At 50.0% G+C, this 26,281-nt stretch carries 27 protein-coding genes and 1 pseudogene; 14 read left to right on the forward strand and 14 right to left on the reverse strand.

All coding sequences use genetic code 11. From position 1 onward, the window contains the following. Positions 1 to 53: 53 nt before the first annotated feature. Positions 54 to 908 carry a helix-turn-helix transcriptional regulator gene (locus C7820_RS27470; RefSeq protein ID WP_116233950.1) on the reverse strand — a complete coding sequence of 285 codons (855 nt, stop codon included), beginning with the start codon at positions 906 to 908 and terminating at the stop codon, positions 54 to 56. 228 nt (positions 909 to 1,136) lie between these two features. On the opposite strand from C7820_RS27470, the gene C7820_RS27475 reads away from it, so the two are divergent. Next, entirely contained in the window at positions 1,137 to 1,793 is a 657-nt protein-coding gene (locus tag C7820_RS27475; protein ID WP_116233728.1) for an SDR family NAD(P)-dependent oxidoreductase, read from the forward strand. 107 nt (positions 1,794 to 1,900) lie between these two features. Here the strand turns inward: C7820_RS27475 and C7820_RS27480 are convergent, their stop codons facing one another. Then, a complete protein-coding gene (locus C7820_RS27480) occupies positions 1,901 to 2,860 on the reverse strand; it encodes an aldo/keto reductase (protein ID WP_116233729.1) in 960 nt (319 codons plus the stop codon). A gap of 40 nt (positions 2,861 to 2,900) precedes the next feature. After that, entirely contained in the window at positions 2,901 to 4,097 is a 1,197-nt protein-coding gene (locus C7820_RS27485; protein ID WP_116233951.1) for an MFS transporter, read from the reverse strand. A gap of 136 nt (positions 4,098 to 4,233) precedes the next feature. On the opposite strand from C7820_RS27485, the gene C7820_RS27490 reads away from it, so the two are divergent. The 3 genes from C7820_RS27490 (at position 4,234) to C7820_RS27500 (ending at position 6,448) form a co-directional block, all read left to right on the forward strand. Beyond that, entirely contained in the window at positions 4,234 to 4,848 is a 615-nt protein-coding gene (locus tag C7820_RS27490; RefSeq protein ID WP_116233730.1) for a TetR/AcrR family transcriptional regulator, read from the forward strand. A gap of 43 nt (positions 4,849 to 4,891) precedes the next feature. Further along, positions 4,892 to 5,839, forward strand: a complete 948-nt coding sequence (locus C7820_RS27495) for a helix-turn-helix transcriptional regulator (RefSeq protein WP_116233952.1) — start codon at positions 4,892 to 4,894, stop codon at positions 5,837 to 5,839. 66 nt (positions 5,840 to 5,905) lie between these two features. Next, positions 5,906 to 6,448: a DinB family protein gene (locus C7820_RS27500; RefSeq protein WP_116233731.1), complete on the forward strand. Its 543-nt coding sequence runs from the start codon at positions 5,906 to 5,908 to the stop codon at positions 6,446 to 6,448. Positions 6,449 to 6,569: 121 nt separating this feature from the next. Here C7820_RS27500 and C7820_RS27505 read toward each other — a convergent pair whose 3' ends face one another. Further along, complete coding sequence (locus C7820_RS27505; RefSeq protein ID WP_116233732.1) at positions 6,570 to 7,019, reverse strand: SRPBCC domain-containing protein; 450 nt, start codon at positions 7,017 to 7,019, stop codon at positions 6,570 to 6,572. A 103-nt stretch (positions 7,020 to 7,122) separates the two neighbouring features. Here C7820_RS27505 and C7820_RS27510 point away from each other — a divergent pair, with 103 nt between their 5' ends. Both C7820_RS27510 and C7820_RS27515 read left to right on the forward strand, forming a co-directional pair. Next, positions 7,123 to 7,914 (forward strand): AraC family transcriptional regulator, encoded by a 792-nt coding sequence (locus tag C7820_RS27510; RefSeq protein ID WP_116233733.1) that lies wholly within the window; start codon positions 7,123 to 7,125, stop codon positions 7,912 to 7,914. Between the two features lie 174 nt (positions 7,915 to 8,088). Beyond that, positions 8,089 to 8,562, forward strand: coding sequence for a Uma2 family endonuclease (locus tag C7820_RS27515; protein WP_116233734.1), 474 nt, complete (start codon positions 8,089 to 8,091; stop codon positions 8,560 to 8,562). Positions 8,563 to 8,620: 58 nt separating this feature from the next. Here the strand turns inward: C7820_RS27515 and C7820_RS27520 are convergent, their stop codons facing one another. Beyond that, positions 8,621 to 9,415 carry an SDR family NAD(P)-dependent oxidoreductase gene (locus C7820_RS27520; protein ID WP_116233735.1) on the reverse strand — a complete coding sequence of 265 codons (795 nt, stop codon included), beginning with the start codon at positions 9,413 to 9,415 and terminating at the stop codon, positions 8,621 to 8,623. A gap of 194 nt (positions 9,416 to 9,609) precedes the next feature. Here C7820_RS27520 and C7820_RS27525 point away from each other — a divergent pair, with 194 nt between their 5' ends. Next, positions 9,610 to 10,365: a hypothetical protein gene (locus tag C7820_RS27525; protein ID WP_116233736.1), complete on the forward strand. Its 756-nt coding sequence runs from the start codon at positions 9,610 to 9,612 to the stop codon at positions 10,363 to 10,365. A 78-nt stretch (positions 10,366 to 10,443) separates the two neighbouring features. Here the strand turns inward: C7820_RS27525 and C7820_RS27530 are convergent, their stop codons facing one another. Next, a complete protein-coding gene (locus tag C7820_RS27530) occupies positions 10,444 to 11,319 on the reverse strand; it encodes a LysR family transcriptional regulator (protein WP_116233737.1) in 876 nt (291 codons plus the stop codon). A gap of 116 nt (positions 11,320 to 11,435) precedes the next feature. Here C7820_RS27530 and C7820_RS27535 point away from each other — a divergent pair, with 116 nt between their 5' ends. Further along, positions 11,436 to 12,677, forward strand: coding sequence for a YbfB/YjiJ family MFS transporter (locus C7820_RS27535; RefSeq protein WP_258875470.1), 1,242 nt, complete (start codon positions 11,436 to 11,438; stop codon positions 12,675 to 12,677). Positions 12,678 to 12,921: 244 nt separating this feature from the next. Here the strand turns inward: C7820_RS27535 and C7820_RS33595 are convergent, their stop codons facing one another. Beyond that, on the reverse strand, positions 12,922 to 13,095 hold the full coding sequence (locus C7820_RS33595; protein WP_167527123.1) for a hypothetical protein: 174 nt from the start codon (positions 13,093 to 13,095) through the stop codon (positions 12,922 to 12,924). Between the two features lie 166 nt (positions 13,096 to 13,261). Further along, on the reverse strand, positions 13,262 to 13,657 hold the full coding sequence (locus C7820_RS27540) for an SDR family oxidoreductase (protein ID WP_116233739.1): 396 nt from the start codon (positions 13,655 to 13,657) through the stop codon (positions 13,262 to 13,264). Between the two features lie 470 nt (positions 13,658 to 14,127). Between C7820_RS27540 and C7820_RS27545 the strand changes: the two genes are divergently transcribed. Both C7820_RS27545 and C7820_RS27550 read left to right on the forward strand, forming a co-directional pair. Then, positions 14,128 to 15,162: a hypothetical protein gene (locus C7820_RS27545; RefSeq protein ID WP_116233740.1), complete on the forward strand. Its 1,035-nt coding sequence runs from the start codon at positions 14,128 to 14,130 to the stop codon at positions 15,160 to 15,162. A gap of 2 nt (positions 15,163 to 15,164) precedes the next feature. Beyond that, a complete protein-coding gene (locus C7820_RS27550) occupies positions 15,165 to 16,028 on the forward strand; it encodes an S-4TM family putative pore-forming effector (protein WP_116233741.1) in 864 nt (287 codons plus the stop codon). A 210-nt stretch (positions 16,029 to 16,238) separates the two neighbouring features. Here the strand turns inward: C7820_RS27550 and C7820_RS27555 are convergent, their stop codons facing one another. Next, entirely contained in the window at positions 16,239 to 16,595 is a 357-nt protein-coding gene (locus C7820_RS27555; protein ID WP_220376678.1) for an SDR family oxidoreductase, read from the reverse strand. A gap of 249 nt (positions 16,596 to 16,844) precedes the next feature. Here C7820_RS27555 and C7820_RS27560 point away from each other — a divergent pair. Next, a pseudogene (locus C7820_RS27560) lies at positions 16,845 to 17,698 on the forward strand (AraC family transcriptional regulator). A 145-nt stretch (positions 17,699 to 17,843) separates the two neighbouring features. Beyond that, positions 17,844 to 18,557 carry a class I SAM-dependent methyltransferase gene (locus C7820_RS27565; protein ID WP_116233742.1) on the forward strand — a complete coding sequence of 238 codons (714 nt, stop codon included), beginning with the start codon at positions 17,844 to 17,846 and terminating at the stop codon, positions 18,555 to 18,557. 142 nt (positions 18,558 to 18,699) lie between these two features. Here C7820_RS27565 and C7820_RS27570 read toward each other — a convergent pair whose 3' ends face one another. The 4 genes from C7820_RS27570 to C7820_RS27585 all read right to left on the reverse strand — a co-directional run bounded on the left by C7820_RS27570 (position 18,700) and on the right by C7820_RS27585 (position 22,338). After that, a complete protein-coding gene (locus C7820_RS27570) occupies positions 18,700 to 19,209 on the reverse strand; it encodes a tetratricopeptide repeat protein (RefSeq protein WP_116233743.1) in 510 nt (169 codons plus the stop codon). 372 nt (positions 19,210 to 19,581) lie between these two features. After that, positions 19,582 to 20,760, reverse strand: coding sequence for an MFS transporter (locus C7820_RS27575; protein ID WP_116233744.1), 1,179 nt, complete (start codon positions 20,758 to 20,760; stop codon positions 19,582 to 19,584). 163 nt (positions 20,761 to 20,923) lie between these two features. Further along, positions 20,924 to 21,337, reverse strand: a complete 414-nt coding sequence (locus C7820_RS27580) for an RrF2 family transcriptional regulator (RefSeq protein ID WP_116233745.1) — start codon at positions 21,335 to 21,337, stop codon at positions 20,924 to 20,926. Positions 21,338 to 21,429: 92 nt separating this feature from the next. Next, positions 21,430 to 22,338: a LysR family transcriptional regulator gene (locus C7820_RS27585; RefSeq protein WP_116233746.1), complete on the reverse strand. Its 909-nt coding sequence runs from the start codon at positions 22,336 to 22,338 to the stop codon at positions 21,430 to 21,432. 119 nt (positions 22,339 to 22,457) lie between these two features. On the opposite strand from C7820_RS27585, the gene C7820_RS27590 reads away from it, so the two are divergent. Continuing rightward, positions 22,458 to 23,612 carry an MFS transporter gene (locus tag C7820_RS27590; protein WP_116233747.1) on the forward strand — a complete coding sequence of 385 codons (1,155 nt, stop codon included), beginning with the start codon at positions 22,458 to 22,460 and terminating at the stop codon, positions 23,610 to 23,612. Positions 23,613 to 23,671: 59 nt separating this feature from the next. Here the strand turns inward: C7820_RS27590 and C7820_RS27595 are convergent, their stop codons facing one another. Further along, a complete protein-coding gene (locus tag C7820_RS27595; RefSeq protein ID WP_258875471.1) occupies positions 23,672 to 24,520 on the reverse strand; it encodes an AraC family transcriptional regulator in 849 nt (282 codons plus the stop codon). A gap of 352 nt (positions 24,521 to 24,872) precedes the next feature. Here C7820_RS27595 and C7820_RS27600 point away from each other — a divergent pair, with 352 nt between their 5' ends. Continuing rightward, positions 24,873 to 26,252, forward strand: coding sequence for an ABC transporter substrate-binding protein (locus tag C7820_RS27600; protein WP_116233749.1), 1,380 nt, complete (start codon positions 24,873 to 24,875; stop codon positions 26,250 to 26,252). Positions 26,253 to 26,281 lie beyond the last annotated feature (29 nt).

The raw sequence follows: 26,281 nt of genomic DNA on the forward strand, positions 1-26,281 counted from the left end.
CTACGATCATGAGCCGAATGTCCACCTGCAATCCAGGCGAGATAGGCTCTGCTCTATTGAGGCAGCCGATCTTGTTCCAGCAGAGACATTAACCTCTCCTCCGTGCCTGAACCCGGTACGGGTACGAAGAAACACCAGTGCAGGTCCGGGTCGCCGTCAATGACGGCCGCCGAGTGGAGCATAAACTCCATTTCCTGACCGTCCGGAAGGCGGAACAAAGCGGTGGTTACACGCTTTTGCTTGATTTCGTAGAGATTCCAGAAGTACTCGAATTCCTCACTTTCCCGTCTCAAGCGTTCGAACCGTTCCATATACAACGGGTTGTCTTGGCTTCGGTCAAAGCTTGCCCGCAGCACCGCCGCCGAGTAACGGGCGAAGCTTTCCCAGTTCACAAGCCGTTTACGGTAATCCTCCTTGAAAAATATAATGTTCAGCATATATCTTTCATTTTCCGGCATACGGCCGAAGTCGGCGATGACCAGTTCTGCGGCGCGGTTCCAGGCGATCACATCCGTGCCCGCATCCGTGATGAACGAAGGGTACCACAGTTGATCGACGATTTGCTGCAGTACGCCGGGATCCGGTTCCTCACTGTTCGAAACGGCGCCGGCGCTTGCCGGGTCCACATGGGCCAAATCGAACAGATGCTTCTGCTCGTCTTCGTTGAGCTGCAGCGCATGGCTGATATTTAACAACACTTCCGGCGAAGGATTAGCTTCTCTGCCTTGCTCCAGCCAGGTGTAGTAAGTCACGCTCATATTGGCAAGATATGAGACCTCTTCCCGCCGAAGCCCTGGGGTACGCCTTCTTCCGGGCAGCGGCTGGATTCCCGCTTCAGAAGGCTGCAGCCGTTCCCTGCGCGATTTGATGAAATCACCCAATGGAGATGAAGAACGATTTGTTCTCATTTTCATGTACGTCACCATCCTTGCGTTTCCAAGTAGGCCGACAGCAGCCATTTAGAACATTGTAATCCTTTCAACCTGTTGATTTCCATCTTCCGCTTCTGAATGGTTCAACTGAATTGCAACAACGGAACTAAAATGTTTGACGAAGAATCCTTATATTTATATTATTAGAAATATAGAAATAAAGATCAACAATGAAGCCAATATCTGAAAGAAGGTGTGGTAAGGATGAGTCATAAACCTCTATTGGTTATTGTAGGCGCCGGTTCGGGCGTAAGCGCGGGTATAGCCCGCAAATTCGGGAGCAATGGCTTCCGGGTGGTTCTTCTATCGAGAACCGAGACTTCGCTGCAGCGCAGCTTGGAGGATCTTCGTCAGGTACATATCGAATCGTATGGAATAACTGCAGATGCTTCAGATCCGGATTCCATCAAAGCAGCCTTTACACAGATCAAAAACTTATATGGAATCACCGATGTTATGGTATATAATGCGGCGCACATTGCGCCAGGAGATGCGCTATCGTTAACGGAACAGCAGCTGATCGATGATTTGAAAGTGAATACGGTCGGCGCGTTGACCAGCGCGCAGCAAGTCATTCCGGACATGGTCGAACGGAAACAGGGGACGCTCTTTTTCACAGGGGGCGGTATTGCGTTGAACCCGAATCCGCTGTATGCTTCTTTATCCATCGGCAAAGCCGCGGTCCGCTCACTTGCGCTTTCCCTGGCCGAGACACTGGAGCCCCATGGAATTTATGTGGGCCAGGTTCTAATCGCCGATCATGTTCAGCAAGGGACATTTTACGATCCGGATCGGATCGCCGATGTATATTGGGAATTGTATACCAATAGAGACCGGAAGGAATATTTATTTAAGGAATAATCATTGACGCTCATTCATGGACTGGGATCGTTTCACAAAAAAGGACAGCCGCAGAGCGCTCGCAGCTGTCCTTTATTCACCTCAATAGTGGTAAGTATAGACCATGCTTATATCATGCTCTTCTCCCATGCACCCCGAATTTCCACGCCGGTTGACTTGGCGACCTGTTCCAGTTCTTCGATTTCAGCATCCGATAATTGGACGTCCATAGCCGACACGGCGCTGGCGATATGGGACGGTTTCGTCACGCCGATAATCGGCACCGTTCCTTTGGCGATTGCCCAGGCAATGGCGATTTCTGCAGGTTCAACATGGTGACGGAGGCTGATTCCTCTCATGACCCCGATCAGATCTTCCAGCTTGGCAAGTACCTTCTCATCAAAGGCGTCTCCTCGGCGGGTCCCTGCTTTAAAAGGATGTTTTGTATCATATTTCCCGGTTAACGCCCCTTGCTCCAGCACCATATAGGAGAAGAAAATCAAATCATTGGCGTTGCAGTATTCAATAATGCCGGCTTCTTCCGAGGAACGGTAGAGCAGACTGTAATGGTTTTGAACGGCTGAGAGCTGAAGCCCCTCTTGAGCCAAAATGTCAGCGGCGAGCTTGATTTCCTCCAAATTATGATTGGATACCCCGGCGTATTTAACTTTTCCGCTCTTCATCAACGGGATCAGCTTAGAGGTCCACCGCTGGACGTCTTTCGGATTGTGGATCCAGTAAATGTCGGCATGATCCCTTTCAAGCCGCTGCAAGCTCCCGGCGAGAAATTCTTCAACAGCCTCGTCCGTCTGCTCGCCGCGGGGCGTAAATTTTGTTGAGATCAGGACGTCATCTCTCCCGCGGATGAACTGACCCAGAATCGTCTCCGAAGCGCCCATGCCGTAAACTGCGGCCGTGTCCCATAGATTTAATCCGGCATCCATCGCCGCATCAAATACGGGCTTCAGATCCTTGGCAGTCAGGTCATTCCCGAAAACCGCATCTCCTCCGTTGGCGCCGTTCCCCCAGGACCAGGTACCGAGGGCTACAGCCGGGATCGTTATGTTTTTTAACTGAAAAGTTTTCATCGTGTATTTCTCCTTTAACAGTGGGATGGGGCAAAGACGATTATCTTTTTCCTGGAAAGCCATGCCGCTTCGCGCTCCAGGCGATGATCCAAGCGATCAGCAGCAGAATCAGCAGCACGGCCGGAAACGACTGGACGCCGATGAGCTCCAGCAAGGCTCCGCCGACGATGCCCCCGCCGGCAATGGCCAGATTCCATACGGTCGTATTGATGGGCATCACGATGTCCACGCCTTCTTCGCCGCTTGCATTCGCTTGGGCGGTTTGCAGCAGCGTAGCTGCTCCGCCGAAGGTAAGTCCCCACAATGCGACGGCGGCATAGACGACCGGTACCGATGTGCCGCCAATCCATAACGCGGCCGAAACCAACGCAAAACCAAGCAGACTGAGCAGCGTCAACAGGCGCAGCTTGCGGTCGATGAGCAAACCGACAATCCAGATAGACACAATCGCCGCGAGACCAAAGATCAGAAGGACCAGATCAACGCGGCTGCCCAGCCCGGAACGCTCGAGAAACGGCGCAATATACGTATACAGGATATTATGGGCCAACATCCAGGTGAGTACCACCATAAGAATGGGGCGGATGCCGGGCAATACAAACACTTGACGAATCGTCATGCGCTCGTCTGCGGGCTGCCCGGGATAATCCGGCACCTTCCACAGCACCCAAACCATGAGAACAAGGGTCAGAAGGGACATAAGCCCAAAGACGGCCCGCCAGCCGATCAGGTCGCCGAGCAAGGTTCCGGCCGGTACGCCGAAGGTAAGAGCAATCGGCGTTCCTACCATTGCGACTGCCAGAGCGCGGCCTTTTAAGGCATCCGGTACCATCCGCCGCGCGTACCCGGCGATCATACCCCACGCCGCACCGGCGGCCACACCGGCAAATAAACGGGCTACAAGCGTCAGGGCATAACTGCTCGAAATAGCGGTAATGGTGTTGAATACCAAAAATCCGGCAATAATGGCGAGCAGCAGCGGACGCCGTCTCATCCCGGCGGTAAACATGGCAAACGGAATGGCTGCCACAAGCGAGCCGATGGCATACAGGGTGACGAGCTGACCCGCCATTCCTTTGGAAATATTCAGCCCTTCCACGATGTGCGGCAGCAGCCCGGCTGGAATGGTTTCCGTGAGAATACAGATAAAACCGGTCATGGCAAGCGCCAGCAGCGCCAGCCAGGGAAGCCTGGCTGGGACGGATGCCGGCTGGACCACTTCCGTGGAAGATGACATATGGGACAAGTGAGTGACCTCCTTCGAATGGTAACCTAATTTCTGGATCGATCATTCCATATACTAAGTTCAGCCCGGCTGACTTGTCAAGAACTTCTGGATCGATTAGTATAAAATTCATGAAGGGGGTAATCGTATGCCACGGACAGGACGCCCCCGTGCGTTTAATCGGGACGAAGCCGTACTTGCCGCGATGTTTCTGTTCTGGGAGCACGGCTTTGAATCCACTTCGCTGGCCCAATTGCGCGCGGCGATGGGGCATATATCCGCTGCTAGCTTTTATGCGGCGTTTGAATCGAAGGAAGCGCTGTTTCGCGAGACGGTGGACCGGTATAAAGCAACTTACGGCCGGGTGATGGAGAGCTTTCATGATCAGCGATTGGCACCGAAGGCTGCCATCGAACAAGGGCTGCGCCGCTCGGCGCGAATGCAGACCGAAGGCTCTCATCCACTGGGCTGTTTGGTGGTGTTATCCGGTATAAGCTGTTCGCCCGAGAACCAGCATATCCAAGAAATGCTGGCCAAGGAGCGGGAAAAAAACCGGGACGGGATTAAGGACTGCATCGAACGGGCAGTTGCCAATGGTGAGCTGCCCGATACAGTCGATGTTCCCATGCTGGTGACTTTGTTCAATACCTTTCTCCTTGGCATATCGACGCAGGCGAGAGACGGTATCCCGTTCAAACACATTGATGCAGCCATCACTCAGTTGATGAGCATTTGGGATGCCCTGTCTCGAAAAAACGGATGACAAGGAATACAAATCGTCTGATGAAAGCAGCGGGGGAGAGAACATGAACAAAACGGAACGGCAGCTCGCCATTACGCTGGAGCTGCAGCGAAACAAGCTGGTCAGAGCAGAGGATTTGGCGGCCCGGTTCGAAACGAGCGTCCGGACGATCTACCGCGATATTCAGGCACTAAGCGAAGCGGGGGTTCCGATCGCCGGGGCTCCCGGGCAGGGCTATTCCCTGATGGAGGGCTATTTCCTGCCTCCGGTCAGCTTCACGGCGGAAGAGGCCGTGGCCCTGCTGATGGGAGCGGACTTTATCGAGCAAAGACTGGATGCGGACTACAGCCCGGTGGCGGAGGCAGCCAAACGCAAAATTGAAGCGGTTCTGCCGGAACCGGTACGCGCTGAGTCGATGCGAGTGCGGGAAACGATGCGCCTTCTCCAAGCCGGCGAGCCGGTAACCAGCCTGAAGGAAAAGGACTATCTCGGACAAATTCGGCGTGCGATTCTGGAGCGCCGCAAAATCAGGTTCGCGTATTTAAAAAAATACCCGGAAACGGACGGGAGCCGGATGAACATAAGGGAGGCGGCTCCATACGGACTGACGCTCGTTCAGGGGAATTGGACATTGGTCGCGCACTGCGACCTGCGGCAGGATATCCGCCATTTCCGATTGTCGCGGATGACGGAGCTTGCCGTGCTCGAGGAGGGCTTTGCCATGCCGGCCGGATTCGATTTGAAGCGTTACCAGCCGCCTGACGACCGCAACTTACGGGTGGTGGTTCGGGCGAATCCGGATATCGCCGACAAAATCGCCGAGGCCACGCATTTTTATATGGAGGAAATGGAAGAACGGGGAGACGGACTGCGGGTCACCTTTCGCGTGCGTCAGCCGGAGGAGTTGCTCCCCTATATCCTCGGTTGGGGCGGGGCGGTTGTCGTGCTGGAGCCGGAATCCTTCCGCCGCCAAATTCAGACCGAGGCCGAAAACATATTAAACCGCTACTGACACGCTGTTGTCAGGAGCGGTTTTTTATAATGGGAGAAAATCCATAAATGAAGAGGAGTTGTTCCCATGTTGAAAAGCACAAAGAACGCACTGCAGGACTTGGAGACGTCAGTAGAACGGTATTTGATGGAACTGGAGAACTTTGATATGGAGCAGTTGCTGATAAAAACGAACGAGGAAGAATGGTCGATTGGGCAAATGTATATCCATTTGATTCAAACGGCGCAGTTCATGCATCTTCGGCATGTCGATAGCTGTCTGGACGGCAACGGGGCGGCACTCGCCACCGCGGAGGACAAAACAGAAGCTGGCAGGAAAGTATACGAGCTGGGGAGCTTTCCGCCGGTTCGGGTCCGAGTCCCTGCTTCACCGCAGTATACCCCGCAGCAGCCGGAGAGCAAGGAGCAGATTATCGAAGGGCTCCGGAGCGTAGTGGAACGGATGAAGCGGACGGAGCCTGCTTTGAGTCAGGACCCTGAACAATATAAGATCCCGCATCCGCGTTTTGGTCCTTTAACCGCCACGGAATGGTTTTTGCTGGTTGAGATGCATTACCGGCACCATTTTATGCAGCTGGAGCGGTTGAAAAGCGAGTTAAGCCTGGTTTAGCCCGTTAGCGTTGCCGCCTTTAAAAAGTCAAAAAGACAACGGCGAGCGGGGGAAACTTATAACCCCAAAAAGACGATCACCCCCTTTAAAGGGTGATCGTCTCTTGGTGCTGGGTGCGCGATTAAAAACCGAAATCGAGGGAGCTGCCCGTCTCGGCGATGGACTTGATGTTGCTTAGAATCATCCACCAGAACTTCTCGGTTTTCAGGAACAAAGGGTTGCTGTCGGTCCATTGATCATTGATGAGGTGCAGCTTGGTGCACGTTCCCACCGGCTCTAACCGGATCGTCACCCGGCTCTGCATCGTCTCGTGTTCGGCGAAGTGGGAGGGGCCGGGATGGTCGGTGTAGCTGAGTACCCGGTATTTTTCATAGGCCAAAATTTCTCCGTATATGTGCACCGTGTTTTCCCCGTCAGGCCCAGGGCCGACGAACCGGATCGGGTCGCCTGCCTGCAGATTCGATTGAATGACGCCTCCCATAAAAGCGCGGTACGATTTCTCAGGGTTGAACAGCACGTCCCAAACCTCTTCGGGGCTGGCTCCAATGTAGAAGGTGTACTCTAACTGCATGTCGAATCCTCCTTGAAACAAAAATATTAACGTTGTATACATGTAACGTACCATTTCCGTCCTTCAGGTTTCTTGTAAAAACGCGCCATTAGGGGGGGATTCGATGCCTCATCAGGTTAACCCTAACCGAGGGATATTGCATTTTGACCCGGCACAAACGAACGTCAGAATTACACGTCATCTGCCATCAGAACGGCTTCGGCATTTGATCCAGCATTACTGGTTCGTCGAATGGAATTTAGAGGGGCAGCCGCCGTATACGCAGGAAGTATTGCAGCATCCCGGGGTCAACATCGTTTTTGAACAAGGAAGTTCGTACGTCTGCGGAATCGAAAGCAGGAAAGCGGCTTATACGCTGCAGGGAAAGGGGATGATTGTAGGAATTCTTTATCGTCCAGGTGCTTTTTACGGTTATTCGTCAGAGCCTATGTCGGAACTGGTGGACCGTAAAGTGGATATCTCCAGGTATTTTCCGTTTGATGCGGAAACGGCAGAGAAGGGGATATTTGCGTCAAACCGTCTGGAAGAGAAGGTTGCCTTTATTGAAGGGCTGCTGTCCAGTAACATTCCGGAGCCGGATGACAAAGTGGACGAGCTGAACAAGATCGTCAGGGCGATCATGGAGGATCGTTCGTTGACCAGCGTAGACTTGTTGGTGAACCGGTTCCACGCATCCAAACGCACGCTGCAGCGCATGTTTAAACAGTATTTAGGGGTAAGCCCCAAATGGGTCATTCAGCGATACCGCATGCACGAGGCCAGCGACGCGATTGAAAATGGAGCCGATATCACGACGGTGGCCTTGGAGCTCGGTTATTTTGACCAAGCGCATTTCAGCAAAGATTTTAAGGCGATCGTAGGGGCGTCTCCCCATGCCTACCGGCGGGGGGATTAAGGTAGTCCAGCACTTAAAGACGATATGAGTTTTGGGGATTGGAATCGTCGCCTTGTGGTTAAGCTGGAAACATCAGTCGTCATTTGCAGAATGGCTTTCAGGCAGTGGTTTAAAACATGTTATAATTCAAGTACGGCTAGCGGTTATCAAAAGGGCAAAGGAGGTTGAGCTTGAATGTCTACTCCTAATTCCCTCCATCAGTTCATTGTTGGGGAGCTGTATTTTGCACTAAGGACCTACCTTCAAAATCGGGATTGCTACGTATTTGTCGCGCCGTTTGATGTGTTTTTTAGCGAAAGTGACCAATATGTTATGCCAGATCATATTGTACAACCTGATTTGTCCGTTGTTTGCTCGAAAGATCAAATTGTTAAAAATGGCTGCCAAGGCGCTCCAACGCTGATCATCGAAGTATTGTCACCATCTACTGCGTTAAAAGATTTTAACGAGAAATTTAACTTATATCAGAAATTCGGTGTCCAAGAGTACTGGATCGCTGATCCAGGAAATCGTACGGTTCACGTTTATGCGCTGCAAGATGGTTTGTACCAAGTCCGGGAGCTGTATACCGAACAGGATACCGTTAAATCCATTTTATTTAAAGATTTTGAAATATCATTGAACAGGCTGTTCAGCCTGCAAACGTAAAGCGCCGGCAAGACGTTGTCTTGACCGGCGTTTTTGTGAATATACGAGGTTTGAGTTTTTATTGCATGAAGTCAGCAAAATCGGGAATGCTCGGATTCGCGATATAGTGCCCGCCTTCGACCTGAATGGTCTGGCCCGTAATGAATTTCGATTCATCCGAAGCCAGGAATAGGACGGTGTATCCGATATCGTCCGGTTCTCCGTGGTACGGGAGCTTGTTGTACTTGGCGAAAATGTCCAGCACTTGCGGCGGCATGTTGTTTTTAGCGGCGGGGGTGAGAATTAAGCCAGGTGCAACCGCATTGCAGCGGATGCCTGAGGCGCCGTATTGGGTGGCGATATATCTCGTCAGATTCACAACTGCGGCTTTGGAAGCACCGTACGCCGAACGAATGGAATCGCCCGTAAAGCCTGCCATGGATGCTGTATTGATGATGGATCCGCCGCCCGTCTCGATCATATGGGGGATCGCGAAGCGGCTGCCGAGCAGCACGCTTTTCAGATTGACATTCATGAGCCGGTCCCACTCCATCAGATCCATGTTCACGACATCCAAATCCTTCTGAAGATTGGTTAAGCCTACATTATTGAACAGCACCGTAATTGTGCCAAAATGCTTGACGGTAAACTCGACAGCTTCCCGGATCGAGCTCTCGTCGCCTGCATCGAGGAACAGGCCGCAGGCTTCTCCGCCTTGTGCGTTGATCTCAGCAGCTGCCTGATGCGCTCCTTCCGCATTGAAATCCGCAATCACCACTTTGGCTCCCTCTTTAGCCAACAGTCTTGCGGAGGACAACCCAATTCCTGAAGCTCCTCCCGTTACAAGGGCAACTTTTCCTTCTACTCTTGCCATATGAAATGAACACCCGCCTTTTTGTTTAGAACATTAATATTTAGATGTCTAAATAATATTAAAGTTTATCGGGTCAGGCAAGTTAGGCCGTCAGCAGAACTGGCAAGTCATGACTAATTATTAAAATTTAGTAAATCAGTTTTTGATTTGCTCTGTTAACATGATTCGTAGACGACCGGAAAGGGGCTTTAGGATTGAAAAAGGGAATAGGATTTGCTGCATGGTTATTGTCTGCCGCTTTTGTGGTTTCAGGATGCGCCTCGGACAAGCCGGCGAGCAGTTCACAAGATGTCAAACAGTCCGCAATTTCTTCGATGGACAAAGAGCAAGAGCCATCCAAGCTGCTCAGTGCTTCTGAAAATGGAGAGGTAAAGCTTATTGAAACAACAGATGGAGTCATTGTAGACGTTAACGGCAGCCAAAAGAAATTCGATTGGAACATACTTAAAGGTGTTTCTAATCCAAAGGTATCCTATGTTGATCTGACAGGTGATGGTAAAGAAGAAGCGGTCATCATTCTGGTTACGGGACATGGTACTGAATTAGATACGAATGAGGCCCACATTTTAAACGGGGAAAACCTTGCGGAAATAAAGATACAACGTGTTGAGGAAATTCTTGCGGGTATAGAAACCGAGGTCAACCAAAAGGGCGATGAGCTCCTAATTAAGACCAAAGCTCAAGGGAAAGAATACAAATTCAGCAAGAAAATCAGCGAGTTAGCGTTAGCGCATGATCCAGATGATCAATTTGAAAACAAACTTTACTTTGGTAATGTCATTCTAAACAATGTAAAGGGTCAGAAACTGACAGTTGATATAGTCGGATCTGTAAGACCCGTTGATGGTGTGCTTCCAGACTATGTATGCACTGTTCATGTAACGTATAAATATGATCAAGCCCTAAATGAGTTTGCTGCAGATCAAATACAAATTACCTCTGATCAATGAAAAAAGAAGCTGGCCCGAATGAACTGGTCAGCTTCTTCTTGGCGTCGTACTTTTCATAACGTTATTTCTATAATGCAGCTATTCAATTGCCCTGATCGCATCCATTAATAACAGTGTCGCTTTGCCCAAGAGGTGTTTATCTTTATAAACGATGCCTAGCGGAACGATAGGGTGGATGTCGGAAAATGGACGGATGACCAAAGAACCCTCCAGTTCGAGTCCGCTGTACATCGGAACGACCCCCACGCTGGATGCTTCCTTAAGCATTTGCTGAATGACAAAGAAGCTTCCTACCTCCATACAGGAAAAAGGATGGGGTTCCGTCTGGCTCACCGCCCTCTCCCAAAGCTTCCGATAGATACATGTCGGTTCTTTGACCAGAACCGTAAGTCCCGCGAGGTCGCTTACCGCAATCTCATCCCGTTTGGCAAGCGGATGATCCACATGCATCATGACCCCGAGTCGATCCTCGAACAGCGGTTCAAAATCCAGCATGAATTTCGCTGAGGGAACCGAGCATATCCCAAAGTCCAGTTCGCCGGATCGAACCCTGTCCGCAATCGGCTGGCTGCCGCTCACTTCCATCGTTAACTGCACTTTCGGATGCAGCCTGCAATAATCGGCAACGACCGCCGCCAATCTTTGGCTTGCGATGGGTTCGATCGCGGCAAAACGAACGGTCCCTCCTTCTCCCGAAGCGATTTCGGAGACGGTCTGCCTAATGGATTGGACGGACTTCAGCAAAGTCCCGGCTTCTTGATGGAGCCAACGGCCAGCCTCGGTAGCGACCACACGTTTGCCATCCCGAATAAATAAAGAAACACCCAGATCGGCTTCCAAACGCTGGATCTGAAGGGTTACCGTAGAGGGTGCATACTGAAGCTCCTCGGCAGCTTTCTGAAAGTGTCCGAGACGTACGCAGGCTTCGAACGTTTTTAAGGCTCGCAAATCCATTCTTCGTCCCCACCTTAGTTTAAGATAATTAAACAATCCATTCATATAATTCAATTTTACAAAATAATCGCGCTCTTTTAAACTAATTTCAAACCAAACCATGGAAGGAAAATCAAATGATGGGCCAAAAATCGGCATGGAACGGGATCACCTTGTGGGCATCGCTGTTATTTGTCGTGATCCTCGGTTTTTCCCGGCTCTCTTATGGCATGTTTCTGCCGGGAATTCAGCGGGACATCGGGGGGAGCTACAGTCAATTGGGGATGTTGGGGACGATCAATTTTATCGGTTACTTGGCGGGGACCTTGTGCCTGCCTCCATTGATCTCGCGGCTTCCGGACCGGAAGCATGCCATCAATCGAACGACATGCTTTTTGCTCGGATTGGCCATGATCGGATCGGCATTCAGCGATCATTTGGCCCAACTCGGTCTATGGCGTTTTGCCATAGGATTTCTATCAGCTCTCGCCACGGTGCTCGTCTTGTCTATCGCAATGGACGCCGTTCGGCCGGCTGAGCAGGGAGCGGCTTCGGGCTTGATTTGGCTGGGCGGCTCCGCCGGCATTCTGCTCACGGGTTTATCCGCACCCTTTACGATTGACCCGTCCCATTTGCAGGGATGGCGGTATGCTTGGGCAGCCATGGGCGTATTCGGCATCGCGGCGGCGTCCGGTTTTGCGGTGGTCACGAGCAAGCGGAGACAGGGAAGTTCATCGTCCCAGGCAGAAGTGAAAACCCCGGATCAACAACGCGTCAAAGTATACCGGCTTTTATTCAGCCCCGAGAAGCTCTTGTTCTTAATCGGTTCTTATTTTTTCTTTGGTGCGGGATATATTATTTACTTCACGTATCTCATTCCTTATCTGGTAAGCAGGGGCATACCGGCCCTCTTCGCCGGGTTGATCTGGTCCGGTATCGGCTTGGCGGGCATGTTTAACGGCTGGGTCGGCGGCAGGGCCATCGACCGGTGGCCGAGCGGGTATACACTGGCGGCGGGGCTGTCCTTGGGAACCGTCGGGGTGCTCGGCATAACGACCGGTAATTTGTTCTTTACCGCCCTAGGCGCGGTGATGATCGGGCTTGTTTCTTTTATTACTCCGCCGCTGATGACGACTTCGCTGCTTCGGCGCCACGTTCCACATCGCGCCTATGCGGCATGCCTCAGCATCGCCACCGCCTTTTTCGCGGCAGGACAAATGATGGGACCCATCGTCGGCGGGGTAGGAGTGCAGCAGTACGGTTTGCAATTCGGCGCGGCGTCAGGCGCGATCTTTATGGGAATTTCCGCCGGGTTGGCGGGCTTGTATGGACAAAAGCAGCGAAAAACGAAAACAAGCGACCGGCATCTTGGCGCCTGAATCGTATAAAAAGGAGGAACAGTATGACGGTCACGGTGTCCACTCCGATGATTTACACGGTTATGCTCAAGCGGTGAACGACTTTCTGGCCGACCCGTATAGCAACTGAAAAAGCGCAGGCATCCAAACACAAGAAGGTTAACCTTAAGGGCGCTTCTTGCGCTTTAAGATTAACCTTATTTTTGTTACTTGGTTACGACTGTTCGAACTCTTGCACCGAATGTTGATTCACGGTAAAGCAGAATTAATATAACCGTTCTTCGCCGGTTACCGGATTTTTGAACGCGGACTTGATATCGCTGCGGCTGAGTTCTCCAGCGAATTCGGTGTCCGGGGCTTCCGGACCCTTGTTGCGGTTTGCTTTGGCCGCTTGTTCCTTCGCTTCGGCTTCGTTGGCTAAGTGATTATCCTTTTCCATTACGTTTCGATGCCTCCCTTGTCTAACATCCATTTATCATTAGGATGCAACTTCCAGCCTGGGTCTATGCATCCGGGGTTTGAGACCCCAAACTACCGATTGACTTGTTCACTAAATTTGAATGGATGACAAAGGAGGCGAGGGTGAGATTTGTACCGCGTATTCTTTAAACCTGCGCCGTAGGACGAATCACGATTTCGTTGATATCTACATCAGCCGACTGCTCAATCGCGAAAGCGATCGCGCGGGCAACGGCATCCGGCGGTAATCCTAATCCGTCTCGAACTGCAGTTAGCTGATCTTTCACTTCTTGATTAGGTATCCCGTCGATAAAGTTCGTCTGCACAACGCCCGGTGAAATGATCGTTACGAGTATGCGGTCGCCAGCTTCCTGCCGAAGTCCTTCGGATATGGAGAGAACGGCAAACTTGGAACCGGAATAAACCGCCTGGTTTACCACGGTCTTCAGTCCAGCGGTAGAAGCGATATTTACAAAATGCCCGAAGTTTTGCTTGCGAAAAACAGGCAGCGCAGCGGCGGTTTTCATAAAAGCCATCAGCATCTTAGGAATGACCTTAATATTGTTGTTGTACTATTGCTCGATCACTATAATGATGGAAATGGAATAGATACTTCATATAAAAGTTGAAGGCAAAAAAAAGAAGAACCTGAAAAGATTCTTCTTTTTCATTTTGTCAACTTAATCGAATTTTATATCCCCGTTGTTAGATGACATTTACTAGGTTGACGAACACCTAAAGCTTACAGTATCCTATCATTACCCCTAGACGAGAGGAGGATTTTTCCATGCTCCAAAAGAGAATGACGGTCGCCCCATATGCCGCTTTCGTTTTACCCCAAGTTAGCACAGCGTTACTGAAGTGCGTCACCACTTCAGTTTTTTTCTCGCTTCGTATCTAGACTGAGTAGTTGGGGCTGAAACTTGCACCTTGATCTTGCTAGAGAATTATATACGACACACCCCCAACCAATTCCTTCATTTCTCAAAAAAAATTTGAAGGTGGGAACGAGATGTCTGTAGCAGAAAAAGAAACTGTAACTACGGTAAATAAAGCATTTGACTATTTTCAAAAAAATGTAGTTGATCTTGATCCCAATGTATCAAATAGTGCGAAATCGAGTCGCAATTGGCTCGTCGACAAGCTTGAAAATTTTCCGAACACGGTTGAAAATTTCCCGAAAATCTATTTGGCGGAAAATAATGTGCAAATGGGATCGTTTAGCCGAAGAACCAAGATCCGACCTTTGGACGACATCGACTTTCTTTTAGTCTTTTCTGCTGAAGGATCCACATATGACGCTACTTCAAACCAATCATATGACCTGGACATAAACTCCCCCTCTACAGCCAAAGAACTTTACAACCTGTGTGATGATGGAAAATTAAATTCAAGAAAACTTATAAACAAAGTCGTTAGCGCACTGTCTAACGTACCACAATATGAAAAGGCTGACATTCATCGAAATCAGGAAGCCGCAACACTGAAATTATCATCGTACACCTGGAATTTCGATATTGTTCCCGCTTTCATAACCGCACCAAATGTACTTGGAAATACCTGTTACCTCATCCCAGATGGATCTGGCAAATGGAAGAAAACGGACCCTCGAATCGATGCAAATCGAACAACTAGAATCAACACCAAACACGGTGGAAAAGTTCTACCGCTGATTCGTTTAATCAAGTATTGGAACGCTCGTCCTACCATGCCTTCCATCAGCTCTTATCTTCTCGAGAACATCGCACTTTATTATTTCGACAACAAATTCTTTCTTGGGACTATTCAAGGGGAATTAAAAAACTTCTTCCTGCATCTTGAAGATGCAATCTACAACATGTGTTTGGACCCCAAAGGATTCCAGGGGGATTTGAACACCTTAGATGAAGCAACGAAAGACAAAATTAGCGATGCAGCAAGTTTAGCACGCATGAATGCCGAAAAGGCGATTGACGCTCGGGATGACGATGACCACAAAAAGGCTATCGAATACTGGGGCTATGTTTTCGGAAGCAACTTCCCTGAATATGGGCAGGAGGTCGATTAGGCTTGCTTGATAAGCAGAACGAATCACAATATATTAAATTACTAGTAGCCATGCGCTACTACTACAATAAAGCAAAGCTCATACACCGCGTTCGGGTTTACGGAGTTTTTGCAGCTGCTATCATTTCTGGTTTCCTGGGAAAGATCTTTCCATCGGTCACGTGGCTGCTGGTATTGAGTGCTGTTTTGTCAGCGGGATGGCTGATTATACATCGACTCGTCCTAATGGATCTTGAGAAATCTTACACCAAAAGAGCTGCTACCATCCAAGAAGAATTTGATACGAAACTTTTTGGATTATCCTGGCATAAGTCTTTAGTTGGAAGTCCAATAAAACCTGAACAGATTGCAGAAGCGAACATTAGGTTTAAAGGGGAAAGGGATAAGCTTAAGGATTGGTACGTTGGGTTAAGCTCTTCTGAAAAATGGCTGAATGTATTAATCGCGCAGCGAATGAACTTAGCTTGGGATAGCAACCTTCGAAAGAGATATGCTTATCTCGTTTTAACATTAACGATCCTCTGTGGGGTAGTTACCATTCTCTTGAGTTTGCAAACCCCTCTTCTCACATATATCCTTTCGTTTTTGTTTCCTACACTTCCTATCCTACTTCACGGATTTGAAACCTTTAGGGATCATCTGCGCCGATCTAAAAGCTGTGAACAGTTAGGTAGCGAAGTTTTAACCACGTACAATCAGAACAAAGAGCACATTTCTCCTGATATAAACCAAAGGTGCAGAGAGTACCAGGATGCTATTTTTCATAAACGGTGCGATATCACTTTGATCCCTAATCGATTATACTGGTTGTCCCGAAACCAAGATGATTCTTTATTCAAAACCGTAAACGAGGAGTTAAGCTCATAAACGCTCCAAGCAATCGCTAAGTTGGCGGTTGCTTTTTTCATTACAAAACAAGAACATTCCGGGATAACCAACAAAAAGGTTGAAATTATCGGAAAATCAATTAGGATGAGTTCAATAAAATGGCGAAGGATCGGAGGTGATTCATATATTTAAAAAATTTATAAAAGAAAAACATGGGGGTGTTATCTGAGGTTATTTTTATCCTTGCTTTTATCTCGTTGATCCCGTATAATACGCTTTTTGTGTTGACGTCGAGGATCGCTTCCCAGTCTTCACGCGCAGCTCGTCGAGCGGCGAAATCGGTCCGATCCCTGCATTGTTAATAAGTACGTCCAGTTTGCCATACTGCTCGCAGGCCAGCTGCACCAGGTGGGACAGGTCTTCGCGGCTTGTTACATCTATGCTTGCATACACCGCCTCTCCGCCGCGGCTTTCGATCCGGGTTACGATGTCCTTGAGCCGATCCGCACTACGCGCCCCGAGGACAAGATTAGCTCCATGCTCCATGCTTGGCAAGCCGGACGGCTGCTGCCTCGCCAATTCCACCGCTTGCGCCTGTGATGGCAATGATTTTACCTCTGATTCCTGACTTCATTTCATCGTTTCTATTCACAGTTTCAGTCCTTCTTTCATCTGATATTTTTGCTTTGCTTCTCCATGATAAGAAGAATCAGATGAAACCAAGTAGACCATTCTTGTGAGATCCTTGCCTAATCCTGTCCGGCAATGGTTTATAATCAATGTATTAGGTTGAACGAAAAGGAGCGGAACCAGCACCAACACATTCCTGAATTAGCCCGGCAAATTGCATGCCATATGCCAGTGGACGGCTTGCATACCACAGCGATTCCTGAGCTCTGCTTCCGGCGTTTGTCCAAGGAATCCGAACCGACGCATTCGATTAACATGCCCTCGCTGTACATCATTGTCCAGGGTTCCAAAACGGCCGCGTTAGCCGGAGACAGCTTCCTGCTTGAATCAGGTACCTATATGGTGACCTCCGTCCATCTGCGGTGATCGGGAAAATTATCGAGGCTTCGCCGGAAATTCCTTATTTAAGTTTGGCGCTGACGCTGAGTCCGGACGTCCTGGTGGATATCAACGAGACGTCCAGTCCTTCGCCACAAGAAAAGGGAGAGACTGGAGGGCGGGGCATTTTGGTTCAGCCTCTTACTCCCCCCTTGCTGGATGCGGTCCTGCGCCTCGTCCGTCTGTTAGAAACGCCCTCAGATATTGAAATGCTGGCACCGCTCGTCATCCGGGAAATATTTTATCGGGTGCTGCAGGGTGAGCAGGGAGCGCTGATCAGACCGTTTGCTGTGATCGGAAGCTATGCCCAGGGCATCTCAACCGCCATCCATCGAATCAACAGAGATTACTCGCAGCCGCTGGTGATTGAAGAGTTGGCCGCTCAAGTCAACATGAGCCCGACGACCTTTCACAAGCAGTTCAAACGGGTAACGGCGATGAGCCCGCTGCAGTATCAAAAAACGATCCGGCTGCAGACGGCAAGGCGGCTGCTTCTAACGGAAGGCCTGGAAGCGGCAACGGTCGGATTTCGTGTCGGCTACGAGAGTCCCTCACAATTCAGCAGGGAATACGCCCGTTTATTCGGACGGCCGCCGATAAGCGATGTCCAGCACCTGCGCGATTCGCTGGGGGAAGGATAAGGTGACGGAAAGCGATCCTGTTTGCTGCATTCCATCCCTTGCACGGATATTAAACGGCTATAGTTTTTCTTTCCCTATCCCCCTAAAAGCCAATGAACTATGATCAGAATAGCGAAAATTCAGGAAGCGAATCGGGAGGGAAAAGATGTTCGAATCGATTTACGATCAATTGAACCGATGGGGGAAGGACGACACGTTTTTCGTGCGCATCATTGAGCGGATCAAGCCTGACGGAATAGCCGATTTAGGCTGCGGAACCGGAAGGCTGACGCTGCATTTGGCGGGTAAAGGTTATCATGTGACCGGTTTGGATCCCGACGAGGCGTCGAACCGGATCGCCAAGCAGAAGGACACAGAGAACGCCGTGCTATGGGAGGTTGGAACGTCCGAGAAACTGGGGGCGGAGCGGTTTGATGTGGTGATGATGACGTCCAACGTGGCACAGGTTTTTGCGACGGACGCGGAATGGACAGCCACGCTGCACAACATTTTTCAGTCCTTGAGGCCGGGAGGGTATCTTCTGTTCGACACCAGAAACCCTCTCGCACGCGCTTGGGAACGCTGGACGAAGGAACATTCTCTTCGTGAAGTCGTGGATCCGGCAACGAAGGCGAACATCCGAACCTGGCATGAGACGACCTCGGTTCATCTGCCCCTGGTGACGTACGATACTTTTTATGAAAATTTGGATACCCATGAGGTTCGGAGCGAAGACGACACGCTGATTTTTAGGGAGAGGGAGACGCTCAGGCAGGATCTGCTTGCTGCAGGTTTTCAGCTGGTGAATATATACGGAGACTGGGAATTCCAGCAGGCGGGGCTCCATGCCAAATCCTTTATCTTTGCTGCTAAAAAGTAAAAAGAAACAGAATACCTGCATGGTTTCTGCAATGAAACAGCCTGTCGGCTTAAGCCGGCAGGCTGTTCTGCTAACGTGCGAGATTCATGAGAACGCCGAGGATTAGATGCTGAACCGCCCCGGATTTTACGAAAAGAGCTGCTTACTCTGCGGTTTCGTCCAAGTCTTCCGTATAGGCCAAAATGCCGCGCTTAAAATAAAGCAGCTTTTCATCCGTAGTCGATTCCATGAGATTGGTAATCAGGAGTTCGACACTTTCTTTATACTGCTGGCCGTTGTACAGCGCCATGGCCAGAAAAACCCGGAGTGCCCGGTTGTCAGGGAACTCCTGAACGCCCCTGCGGAGCGTTGCGATCGCCTTCTCATATTGGCCCCAGTACCGGTAGGTGCTCCCCAGACCGAGCAGACAGCGCTCCAGATCGTTACCGGAAAGGCCGAGCTGCAGGGCGCGTTCGTAGTAGGGGATGGCTTCTTTTCCCAATCCCGAGTTGTCATGGGCGATTGCGGTCTGGTAATTCACCTGCGCATCATTCGGATCTTCGTTCAGCAGCTCCAACAGCCGGGCGCGCACATCGGCCAGAAGCTCTTGATCCTGGTTGGCGCGCCCCTGTTCACGGAGAGCAATTAATTGCTGCAGCTGGTCTTTTGGCACGTTGCTTCACTCCTCTTTTCCACATGAAGGAATTCTAACACAGCATCTGGAGGGCGTCTATTTGAAGTCTGGTTAAAATGGTATGATGCCACCATGGATGCCTTGGTTAGAGCCATTAATCGCCAGCTGCAAGGTGCAGCCGTATCTGCCGTAGCAGAAAAGGTAAACGACAATCAGTTCAGACTGGTTGCCAATTCGACGGACATTCAGCTAAACGTTTCCGGCGTGGATAAAAATCAGTTTTTCGAAGAATAAGCATGCAAAGCCCGATTCCACCGGCAGGTGAATCGGGCTTTTTTTCAGTACTTCTTGTCAATCAGACTGGGCAGAAAGGCCAGAGAAGGGAAGGATGCAGGATTTAAGCGCTCCCGATTACGCCCTGGTATGATAACCCCTGACAATGAACGTAACTACCGCGGCGAAAACGACAATAAGTCCGGAATAGATGGAGATCGCTTGATAAAAGCCAATCCACTCGGCGCCGATGCCTAGTGCAAGCACCGGGATACCGGCACCCAGGTAGGTGACCGCATAAAAGATCGACATCATATCCGCCCGGCTTCCGGATGGGGACATTTCATTGATCCAAGCCATACTTCCTGACGCGGCCGGCCCATGCCCGCTTCCCGCCAACACGGTGCTTAATAGAAGGAGGAAAACCGACTGCGTAGGAATTGCAATGACAACGCCCACGATTCCGAGCGTAAGCAAAGCAAAACCTGTATAGATGGCTGACGATGCCGACAAGGACTTGAACAGAATCTGGGATAGTGTTGAAAATCCGAGCATTAAGCAAACAACAGCGCCCGATAAGGCCAAATTATGGAGATTCATTTGGGTGGCGATGACCGTCGGCACCAGCGTCATAAAAAACACGGCTACCGCCCATGCGATGATCGACGCCAACACCGAGATCGTAAACGGCTTCCGGATCACGGCCGGCACGCTGGGCAGCTTCAGCCGCTGGGGTGCGTCCGCAATTTTGCGGGTTTCCGGTACAGCTAATAACCCAAGGAAGGCAAAACCTAAAAGCACTAAATGCAAATAATAGGGAAGCCGAATGGGGGAGGATGAATATTCACCCAATAGACCGGAATATAGCGGACCGATGGCCGTCCCGATTGCGATGGACACCGATGCCACCAGCGAGGCCGTTTTGCTGCTTGCCGGGCGCAGCTCAGACAGTGTCGCAACAGCCGTCCCATTGATGATACCGACGCCAACGCCCTGAATCGCCCGAGAAGCAAGCAGCATGGCGAGGTTGTGGGATACCGAAAACATGAGCGAACCCGCTCCGGCTGCGATCACGCCGGCCAGCAGCACTTTTTTACGTCCAATACGATCCGAGAGCTGACCAAACACAAAGCTTGCGGGTATCAAAAAAAGGACATACATAATAAAAAGAAAGGACGTCACTCCCGTTGAAAAGTGCCACAATTGCCCATAAAGGCTATAAAGGGGAGCCGGAATATTCGTACCCATCATAATAATCAAAAGGGCGTAAGCCACAAACCAAAATGACATGCGATTAACTGTACGTGATTTAGACATAGAAAATCTCCTTAATTATAGTAGTAATTTCAATGGAAATGTAATAATTTTTATTACATATATACGTAAAAAAATTAAAATATAATGGATGATTTTTGACTCTTCAGCATAATTGTAATATTTTTTATTACAATAATCCGAAAAATAAAGAAGCAGGCTGTTCCTAATCCTGCTCTCCGATCCTGTGCAACACATCGGCAATCGTATAATCTTTCAGATTGGCCACGACCCGTTGTTCGGTCGTTTCAAAGATACCGTCCATAGCTTGCTCGATATTCGCGCCGATGGCACATTTTTGATTGGCGTCGGGCCATTTGGGCTTCAGGGATCCCTCTGAGGTCAAGACATAGAGCTTATCCAGGGTAATTGTCCGCGGATCCTGGACGAGGATGAAGCCTCCCTTAGCTCCATGCTTGGATTGAATGAAGCCATGCTTTCTAAGCAAAGACAGTACTTTGCGAACGCGAACCGGATGGACGGCCACACTTTTGGCTATATTATCACTGGTTTTCAGATTGTCCGGCGCATAAGCCAGAAATACAAGGCTGTGCACAGCCACGATAAAATCGCTGTTCATTTGCATCACCATTTGTAATATAAATTATTACATTTATTTTGTCAACGTAAGTGCCATCTTGGAGCCTGGGAGTGCTATGATGTGCCTTCAGCCTAACTGTCATGTGAATTCTGGCCTATGTTGGCGTTAAAGTAATCGATCAGCCAATTCGTCAATTGCTGCTGGGAGCCGCTAATAAATCGATCTGCATAGTACATCAGCTCGAGATGACGCACCGGCGTCGGTCCAGTAATTGGGATCGATGCAATGTCGGGCCGCTCCGGATTTTGTCTGAGCAATCCAGCCGGTTGAATCGTCGCGCCTACCCCGGCCGATACGAGTTGCAGCAGGGAAGTGGCTGAACTGGCCTCCATCACCGTCGTTAATTCGAAGCCCTCTTGTCTGCATACATCGTCAACCAGATCGCGGCCGAGATACCCTTTTGGATACATCACTAAGGCATGCTCCTTCAGTTCCTCCAGCGTGATCTCCTTCCTGTCGGCGAGCTCGCTTGCCGAATTCACGAATAGATGATAGGGTTCGCATCCAAGCGGAATTTGGGTCAGCCTTTTATCGACCGGCCCGCGCAATCCAATGCCGAGATCTACTTTATGGTTAAGCACTTCGTCCTGGACGAAGATCGTTGAGAAGGCCTGCAGCTGGATGTCAGGATAGGTGGATTTGAACTGGACAAACAGCGGAACGAGCTGAAAATCCAGGTCAGAAGGCAGCACGGCCAGCCGAACGGTGCCTTGTTTGCCGGACTGGAGCTCTTTGATGGCATTTTTGGCATCCCGTTCCGCCTGCAGCATTTTCGTTCCATACTCCCGCAGAAGCCTACCGGCTTCCGTCGCAACCACCTTCTTGCCGATGCGGTCGAAGAGCGGCATGCCGAACTCCGCTTCAAGGATGCGAATCTGCTGGCTTAGTGTGGGCTGAGAGATGCCAAGCTCTTCGGCGGCTTTTGTAAAATGAAGATGCTCATATACGGCCATGAAGTACTGTATATTTCGAGTGTCCATGCAGGGTCTCCTGATTTTAATAGTATTTTACTATCATAATAATATAAATTATAGGATTGAACAATGAAAGGTGGTTCCATATACTGAATGTACATAAAGCAGATGGGTGGAGGAAATCGATGAGAAAGTTCTATTTATTATTAGCTATATTTATCGCTGCGTTGAACCTGAGGCCAATTCTTACGTCTGTTGCCCCTTTGCTCGGTACCATGCAGAGCGATTTGGGAATGAGCGGGCTGACCGCAAGTCTGCTCACGACGCTGCCTGTATTATGTATGGGGATTTTTGCTCCTGCTGCAACGGCGCTGAGTGATCGGCTGGGGCTGGAGCGCACGATTGTCATCGCCTTGCTGCTCATTACAGGAGGCACCGCTTTGCGAGGCATCGTCGGCTCCGTCACGATCCTGGTGGTTACTGCGCTGGTAGGCGGGATCGGAATCAGTTTGGCAGGGCCTCTATTGTCCGGTTTTATTAAAAAATACTTCCCGACGAAGCCCGGCATCGTCAGCATCTATTCCGCATCAATGACTGTGGGGGCAGCATTAGCGTCCGCCTTCTCCATTCCGATATACGACCGGAGTCATCACAGCTTAACGTTGACCTTGTCATGCTGGGCTATTTTGGGTGTTATTGCCCTCTTGATCTGGTCGGCATTTCTCCGGAACAAGGCTGAGCAGAAAAGATTGGTTCGATCCAGGCTGCCCATCCGTAATAAAAGAGCGATATTGTTAACGTTATTTTTCGGTTTTATGGCAAGCATGTTCTATTCCATCACCGCATGGATTTCACCGATTGCGCACAGCTTCGGGTACAGTCCGTCGAGCTCGGCCGTGTTCCTTACCTTGTTTACGATTATCCAAGTTCCTGTCTCCTTAATCGTTCCGGGTCTGGTGTCCCGCTTTGGCAAAAGAAGATTATTCCTGGTTTTGTGCAGCGTGTTTGAGCTGATCGGCATTGTGATGTTATTGTTCCACCTGCCGATGCTGCCGGCTATCATCTGTTTGGGAATCGGGGCAGGCGGATTATTCCCGCTGGCGCTGATGCTGCCAATTGTTGAGACGAACACCTCGGAGGAAGCGGGGGCGTGGGCTGCGATGTCTCAGTGTGGAGGTTACATTATCGGCGCATTCGGTCCACTGTTGGTGGGAACGATCCATGATTACAGCGGCAGCTTTCACGCTGCGCTTCTCACGATGCTCGTAATCATCGTAGCAATGATCGGGGTGCAGCTGCTGATCGCAGGCAAAGAGGTTGAGGAGGGGGCAGGTTCGTGATGAGTTGTAACTAATATGAGTAGGCAAAAAAGAGGGCACCCAGCCCTCTTTTTTTATGCTTAATCCAGCTCCGCCTTATACGTCTGGCGGTATTTAAGCGGTGAGAGGCTGGTGATGTCTTTGAAAATGCGCCCGAAGTGCGTCATGCTCTCAAAGCCGACCCTCTCGGCGATATCGGCGATTTTTAAGGTGCTACCGGTCAGGAGGCGGCGCGCTTCCTTGATCCGGACATTGTTTAAATACTCGGTGAAGGTGAAGCCAGTATTTTCCCGGAACGTCTTGCAGAAGTAAGAGGGGCTGATGAAGAACTTGCTGGAGATGCCCTGGATCGTCTGGGTTTCATGGTAGTTCTGGTTCAGATAATCGACGATATCAAAGATCTTCTTATGGATCGGATTGCTCCCGGTATGATCGGCCGCCGGAAGGGTAGACGACTTGCGGTAAATGAAAATGAGCAGCTCAAACAGCAGCGTCTTTAAATAGTACTCGTAGCCGGGAGGCTGCTTGTTGTACTCGGCAATCATTTTGTCGAAAAGCTTCTCGATAAAGCTCTGCTCCTGCCCGTTCAAGGGCATGAAATGCTTGCCGCTGGCAAAGCTGGACAGCACGTGAAAGCTGTCGTTGTAAGGAAACATATCCTCGAGAAATTCCTCCTGAAACAGCAGCGTGATCCGCTCGAAGCTCTCCTTGCTGGAGTTGACCAGCTTGTGGATTTCGTTCATGTTGATGATTAACAAGGCCCCGCCAACCACTTGATAGCTTTGATCCTCGATGAAATAGCTGATATCGCCCGAGACCAGATAAAAAATCTCATAGCCATTATGATAATGGCGTGTCGGCATACTTGTGTTATATTTCCTCTCGCGACTAATGTCGAATTTAGAAGCTTCATAGAAATTTAACTCCACAATTCTTCCACCACCATGTCAAATTGTGAACCTCAAGATCATGATAACATATGTAGAAAAAATAGAAAATAGATAAGATATGTGCAGAAAAATCGTAATATCCTATGCTATATTTGTAGTCGACAAGGCACAAACCATAGGAGGTAGCGGATAACAGGAGAGTAAAATAGCCTATTTTTCGACGTGATTCGAGTTAGTTTTGTTAACATTGTGTAAAATGAAACTTCGTTTTCGCTAAGCTTTGAGTCAGCTTTGTTAACTTCGTGTTAAAACGGTTAAGTTTTCGCAGGTCCGAACTGGTTTTATTCAGTGTTCTGTAAATTTGGCACAAAAAACGGAGGCAGGGGTGTCCATGAAAAATCCACTCACAAAAAATCGCTTTCTGATGAGCGTACTTCTATTGTTTTCCCTCTCAACGGTACTAGCCGCATGCGGGAATGCAGACGATTCGAATCATACGGCCACAGCGGATGCGAAGAGCAATGGCAAAGAAAAAGTAGAAATTGTCTGGATGATGGCGACAGACCCGGATAAGAAAGCTTGGCAGGACGCCATGGTCTCGACCTTTGAGGAGAGTCACCCCAACGTCAAAGTGCGGCTCGAAAATATCCCGTACGACCAATTTGATCAAAAACTGGCTACCTTGATCGCCAGCGGGAATGCGCCGGATGTTTGGAATCCGAACCAGGCGGACAGCGGATTTGCGACTTATATGAAGATGGGGGCCTTAAAGGACCTGACCCCTTATATCGATAAAGGGGCTCCCGAGCTCAAAACGATGGATCCGAACCTCCTCAACATTTATAAAATCGACGGTAAGTATTACGGCGTCCCGCTCGTAAGCAACGCCACCTATCTTTACTACAACAAAGATTTGTTCGATGCGGCCGGAATCCCATACCCGACGACGGACTGGGACGACAAGTCCTGGAATTTCGATACGATGCTCGAAACGGCGAAGAAATTGTCCCATGACGTAGGGGATGCGCGCAAGCAGGTTTTCGGCTTTTCCAGCGCTCTGAGTGCCAATGAGATGACCTGGCTCTTCGGCGGGGACATGTTCAAGCCGGAGGCCTATACGACCGGTGTCATGGGACAGCCGGATCTCATGAAGCCGCTGAATATTGAAGCGCTGCAGTTTAACGTGGACTTGATCCATAAGTACAAGGTTGCTCCGGACGCCGAGACGGTAGCAGCCTCTGCACAGCTCGGGGATCCGTTCCTTACCGGCAAGGTCGGCATGTACATTTCAGGCGGGTGGGGGCTGGGCTCCTACAAAAAGGCGGATTTTAAATGGGGGGTAGCGGCCGTTCCGTATCACGAGGGACGGAAAGTACCGCTGTATGTCGACCCGTGGAGCATTTCGGCGACAAGCAAACACCCTGACGAGGCCTGGGAATTCGTCCGGCATTTAGCGAATCCCGCAGAGGGCGGCGGCGCTTACCGGTATATGAACGATGTGGGTAGAACACCGGCGGATTCAGGGCTGTTCAAACTTTGGTATGACAAAATGGGCGGGGAAATCGGCATGGATGCCGCGGCGTTCAAGCAGGTACACGAAGGCTCGATCCAAAATGGTCGCGAGGCGGAAAATCACCTGATCGTCAAATTTAATACCGTGCTCGAAACGATGAACCAGTCGCTCTATCAAGTATGGGGAGGCAAAGAGAGCGTGACGGACGGATTGAAGAGCTTGAATGAGAAGCTTCTGTCGCTCAATTTAAATCAATAACAGCCAGAGCTTGGAATCAATTACACCTG

It is taken from the genome of Paenibacillus sp. VMFN-D1, from assembly GCF_003386155.1.
GTDB lineage: Bacteria > Bacillota > Bacilli > Paenibacillales > Paenibacillaceae > Paenibacillus_AQ > Paenibacillus_AQ favisporus.

Bases quoted from the DNA above. Each gene is read 5' to 3' on its own strand.
- C7820_RS27470 (WP_116233950.1), bottom strand. From the start codon at position 908: ATGAGAACAAATCGTTCTTCATCTCCATTGGGTGATTTCATCAAATCG.
- C7820_RS27475 (WP_116233728.1), top strand. From the start codon at position 1,137: ATGAGTCATAAACCTCTATTGGTTATTGTAGGCGCCGGTTCGGGCGTA.
- C7820_RS27480 (WP_116233729.1), bottom strand. From the start codon at position 2,860: ATGAAAACTTTTCAGTTAAAAAACATAACGATCCCGGCTGTAGCCCTC.
- C7820_RS27485 (WP_116233951.1), bottom strand. From the start codon at position 4,097: ATGTCATCTTCCACGGAAGTGGTCCAGCCGGCATCCGTCCCAGCCAGG.
- C7820_RS27490 (WP_116233730.1), top strand. From the start codon at position 4,234: ATGCCACGGACAGGACGCCCCCGTGCGTTTAATCGGGACGAAGCCGTA.
- C7820_RS27495 (WP_116233952.1), top strand. From the start codon at position 4,892: ATGAACAAAACGGAACGGCAGCTCGCCATTACGCTGGAGCTGCAGCGA.
- C7820_RS27500 (WP_116233731.1), top strand. From the start codon at position 5,906: ATGTTGAAAAGCACAAAGAACGCACTGCAGGACTTGGAGACGTCAGTA.
- C7820_RS27505 (WP_116233732.1), bottom strand. From the start codon at position 7,019: ATGCAGTTAGAGTACACCTTCTACATTGGAGCCAGCCCCGAAGAGGTT.
- C7820_RS27510 (WP_116233733.1), top strand. From the start codon at position 7,123: ATGCCTCATCAGGTTAACCCTAACCGAGGGATATTGCATTTTGACCCG.
- C7820_RS27515 (WP_116233734.1), top strand. From the start codon at position 8,089: ATGTCTACTCCTAATTCCCTCCATCAGTTCATTGTTGGGGAGCTGTAT.
- C7820_RS27520 (WP_116233735.1), bottom strand. From the start codon at position 9,415: ATGGCAAGAGTAGAAGGAAAAGTTGCCCTTGTAACGGGAGGAGCTTCA.
- C7820_RS27530 (WP_116233737.1), bottom strand. From the start codon at position 11,319: ATGGATTTGCGAGCCTTAAAAACGTTCGAAGCCTGCGTACGTCTCGGA.
- C7820_RS27535 (WP_258875470.1), top strand. From the start codon at position 11,436: ATGATGGGCCAAAAATCGGCATGGAACGGGATCACCTTGTGGGCATCG.
- C7820_RS33595 (WP_167527123.1), bottom strand. From the start codon at position 13,095: ATGGAAAAGGATAATCACTTAGCCAACGAAGCCGAAGCGAAGGAACAA.
- C7820_RS27540 (WP_116233739.1), bottom strand. From the start codon at position 13,657: ATGCTGATGGCTTTTATGAAAACCGCCGCTGCGCTGCCTGTTTTTCGC.
- C7820_RS27545 (WP_116233740.1), top strand. From the start codon at position 14,128: ATGTCTGTAGCAGAAAAAGAAACTGTAACTACGGTAAATAAAGCATTT.
- C7820_RS27565 (WP_116233742.1), top strand. From the start codon at position 17,844: ATGTTCGAATCGATTTACGATCAATTGAACCGATGGGGGAAGGACGAC.
- C7820_RS27575 (WP_116233744.1), bottom strand. From the start codon at position 20,760: ATGTCTAAATCACGTACAGTTAATCGCATGTCATTTTGGTTTGTGGCT.
- C7820_RS27580 (WP_116233745.1), bottom strand. From the start codon at position 21,337: ATGAACAGCGATTTTATCGTGGCTGTGCACAGCCTTGTATTTCTGGCT.
- C7820_RS27585 (WP_116233746.1), bottom strand. From the start codon at position 22,338: ATGGACACTCGAAATATACAGTACTTCATGGCCGTATATGAGCATCTT.
- C7820_RS27590 (WP_116233747.1), top strand. From the start codon at position 22,458: ATGAGAAAGTTCTATTTATTATTAGCTATATTTATCGCTGCGTTGAAC.
- C7820_RS27600 (WP_116233749.1), top strand. From the start codon at position 24,873: ATGAAAAATCCACTCACAAAAAATCGCTTTCTGATGAGCGTACTTCTA.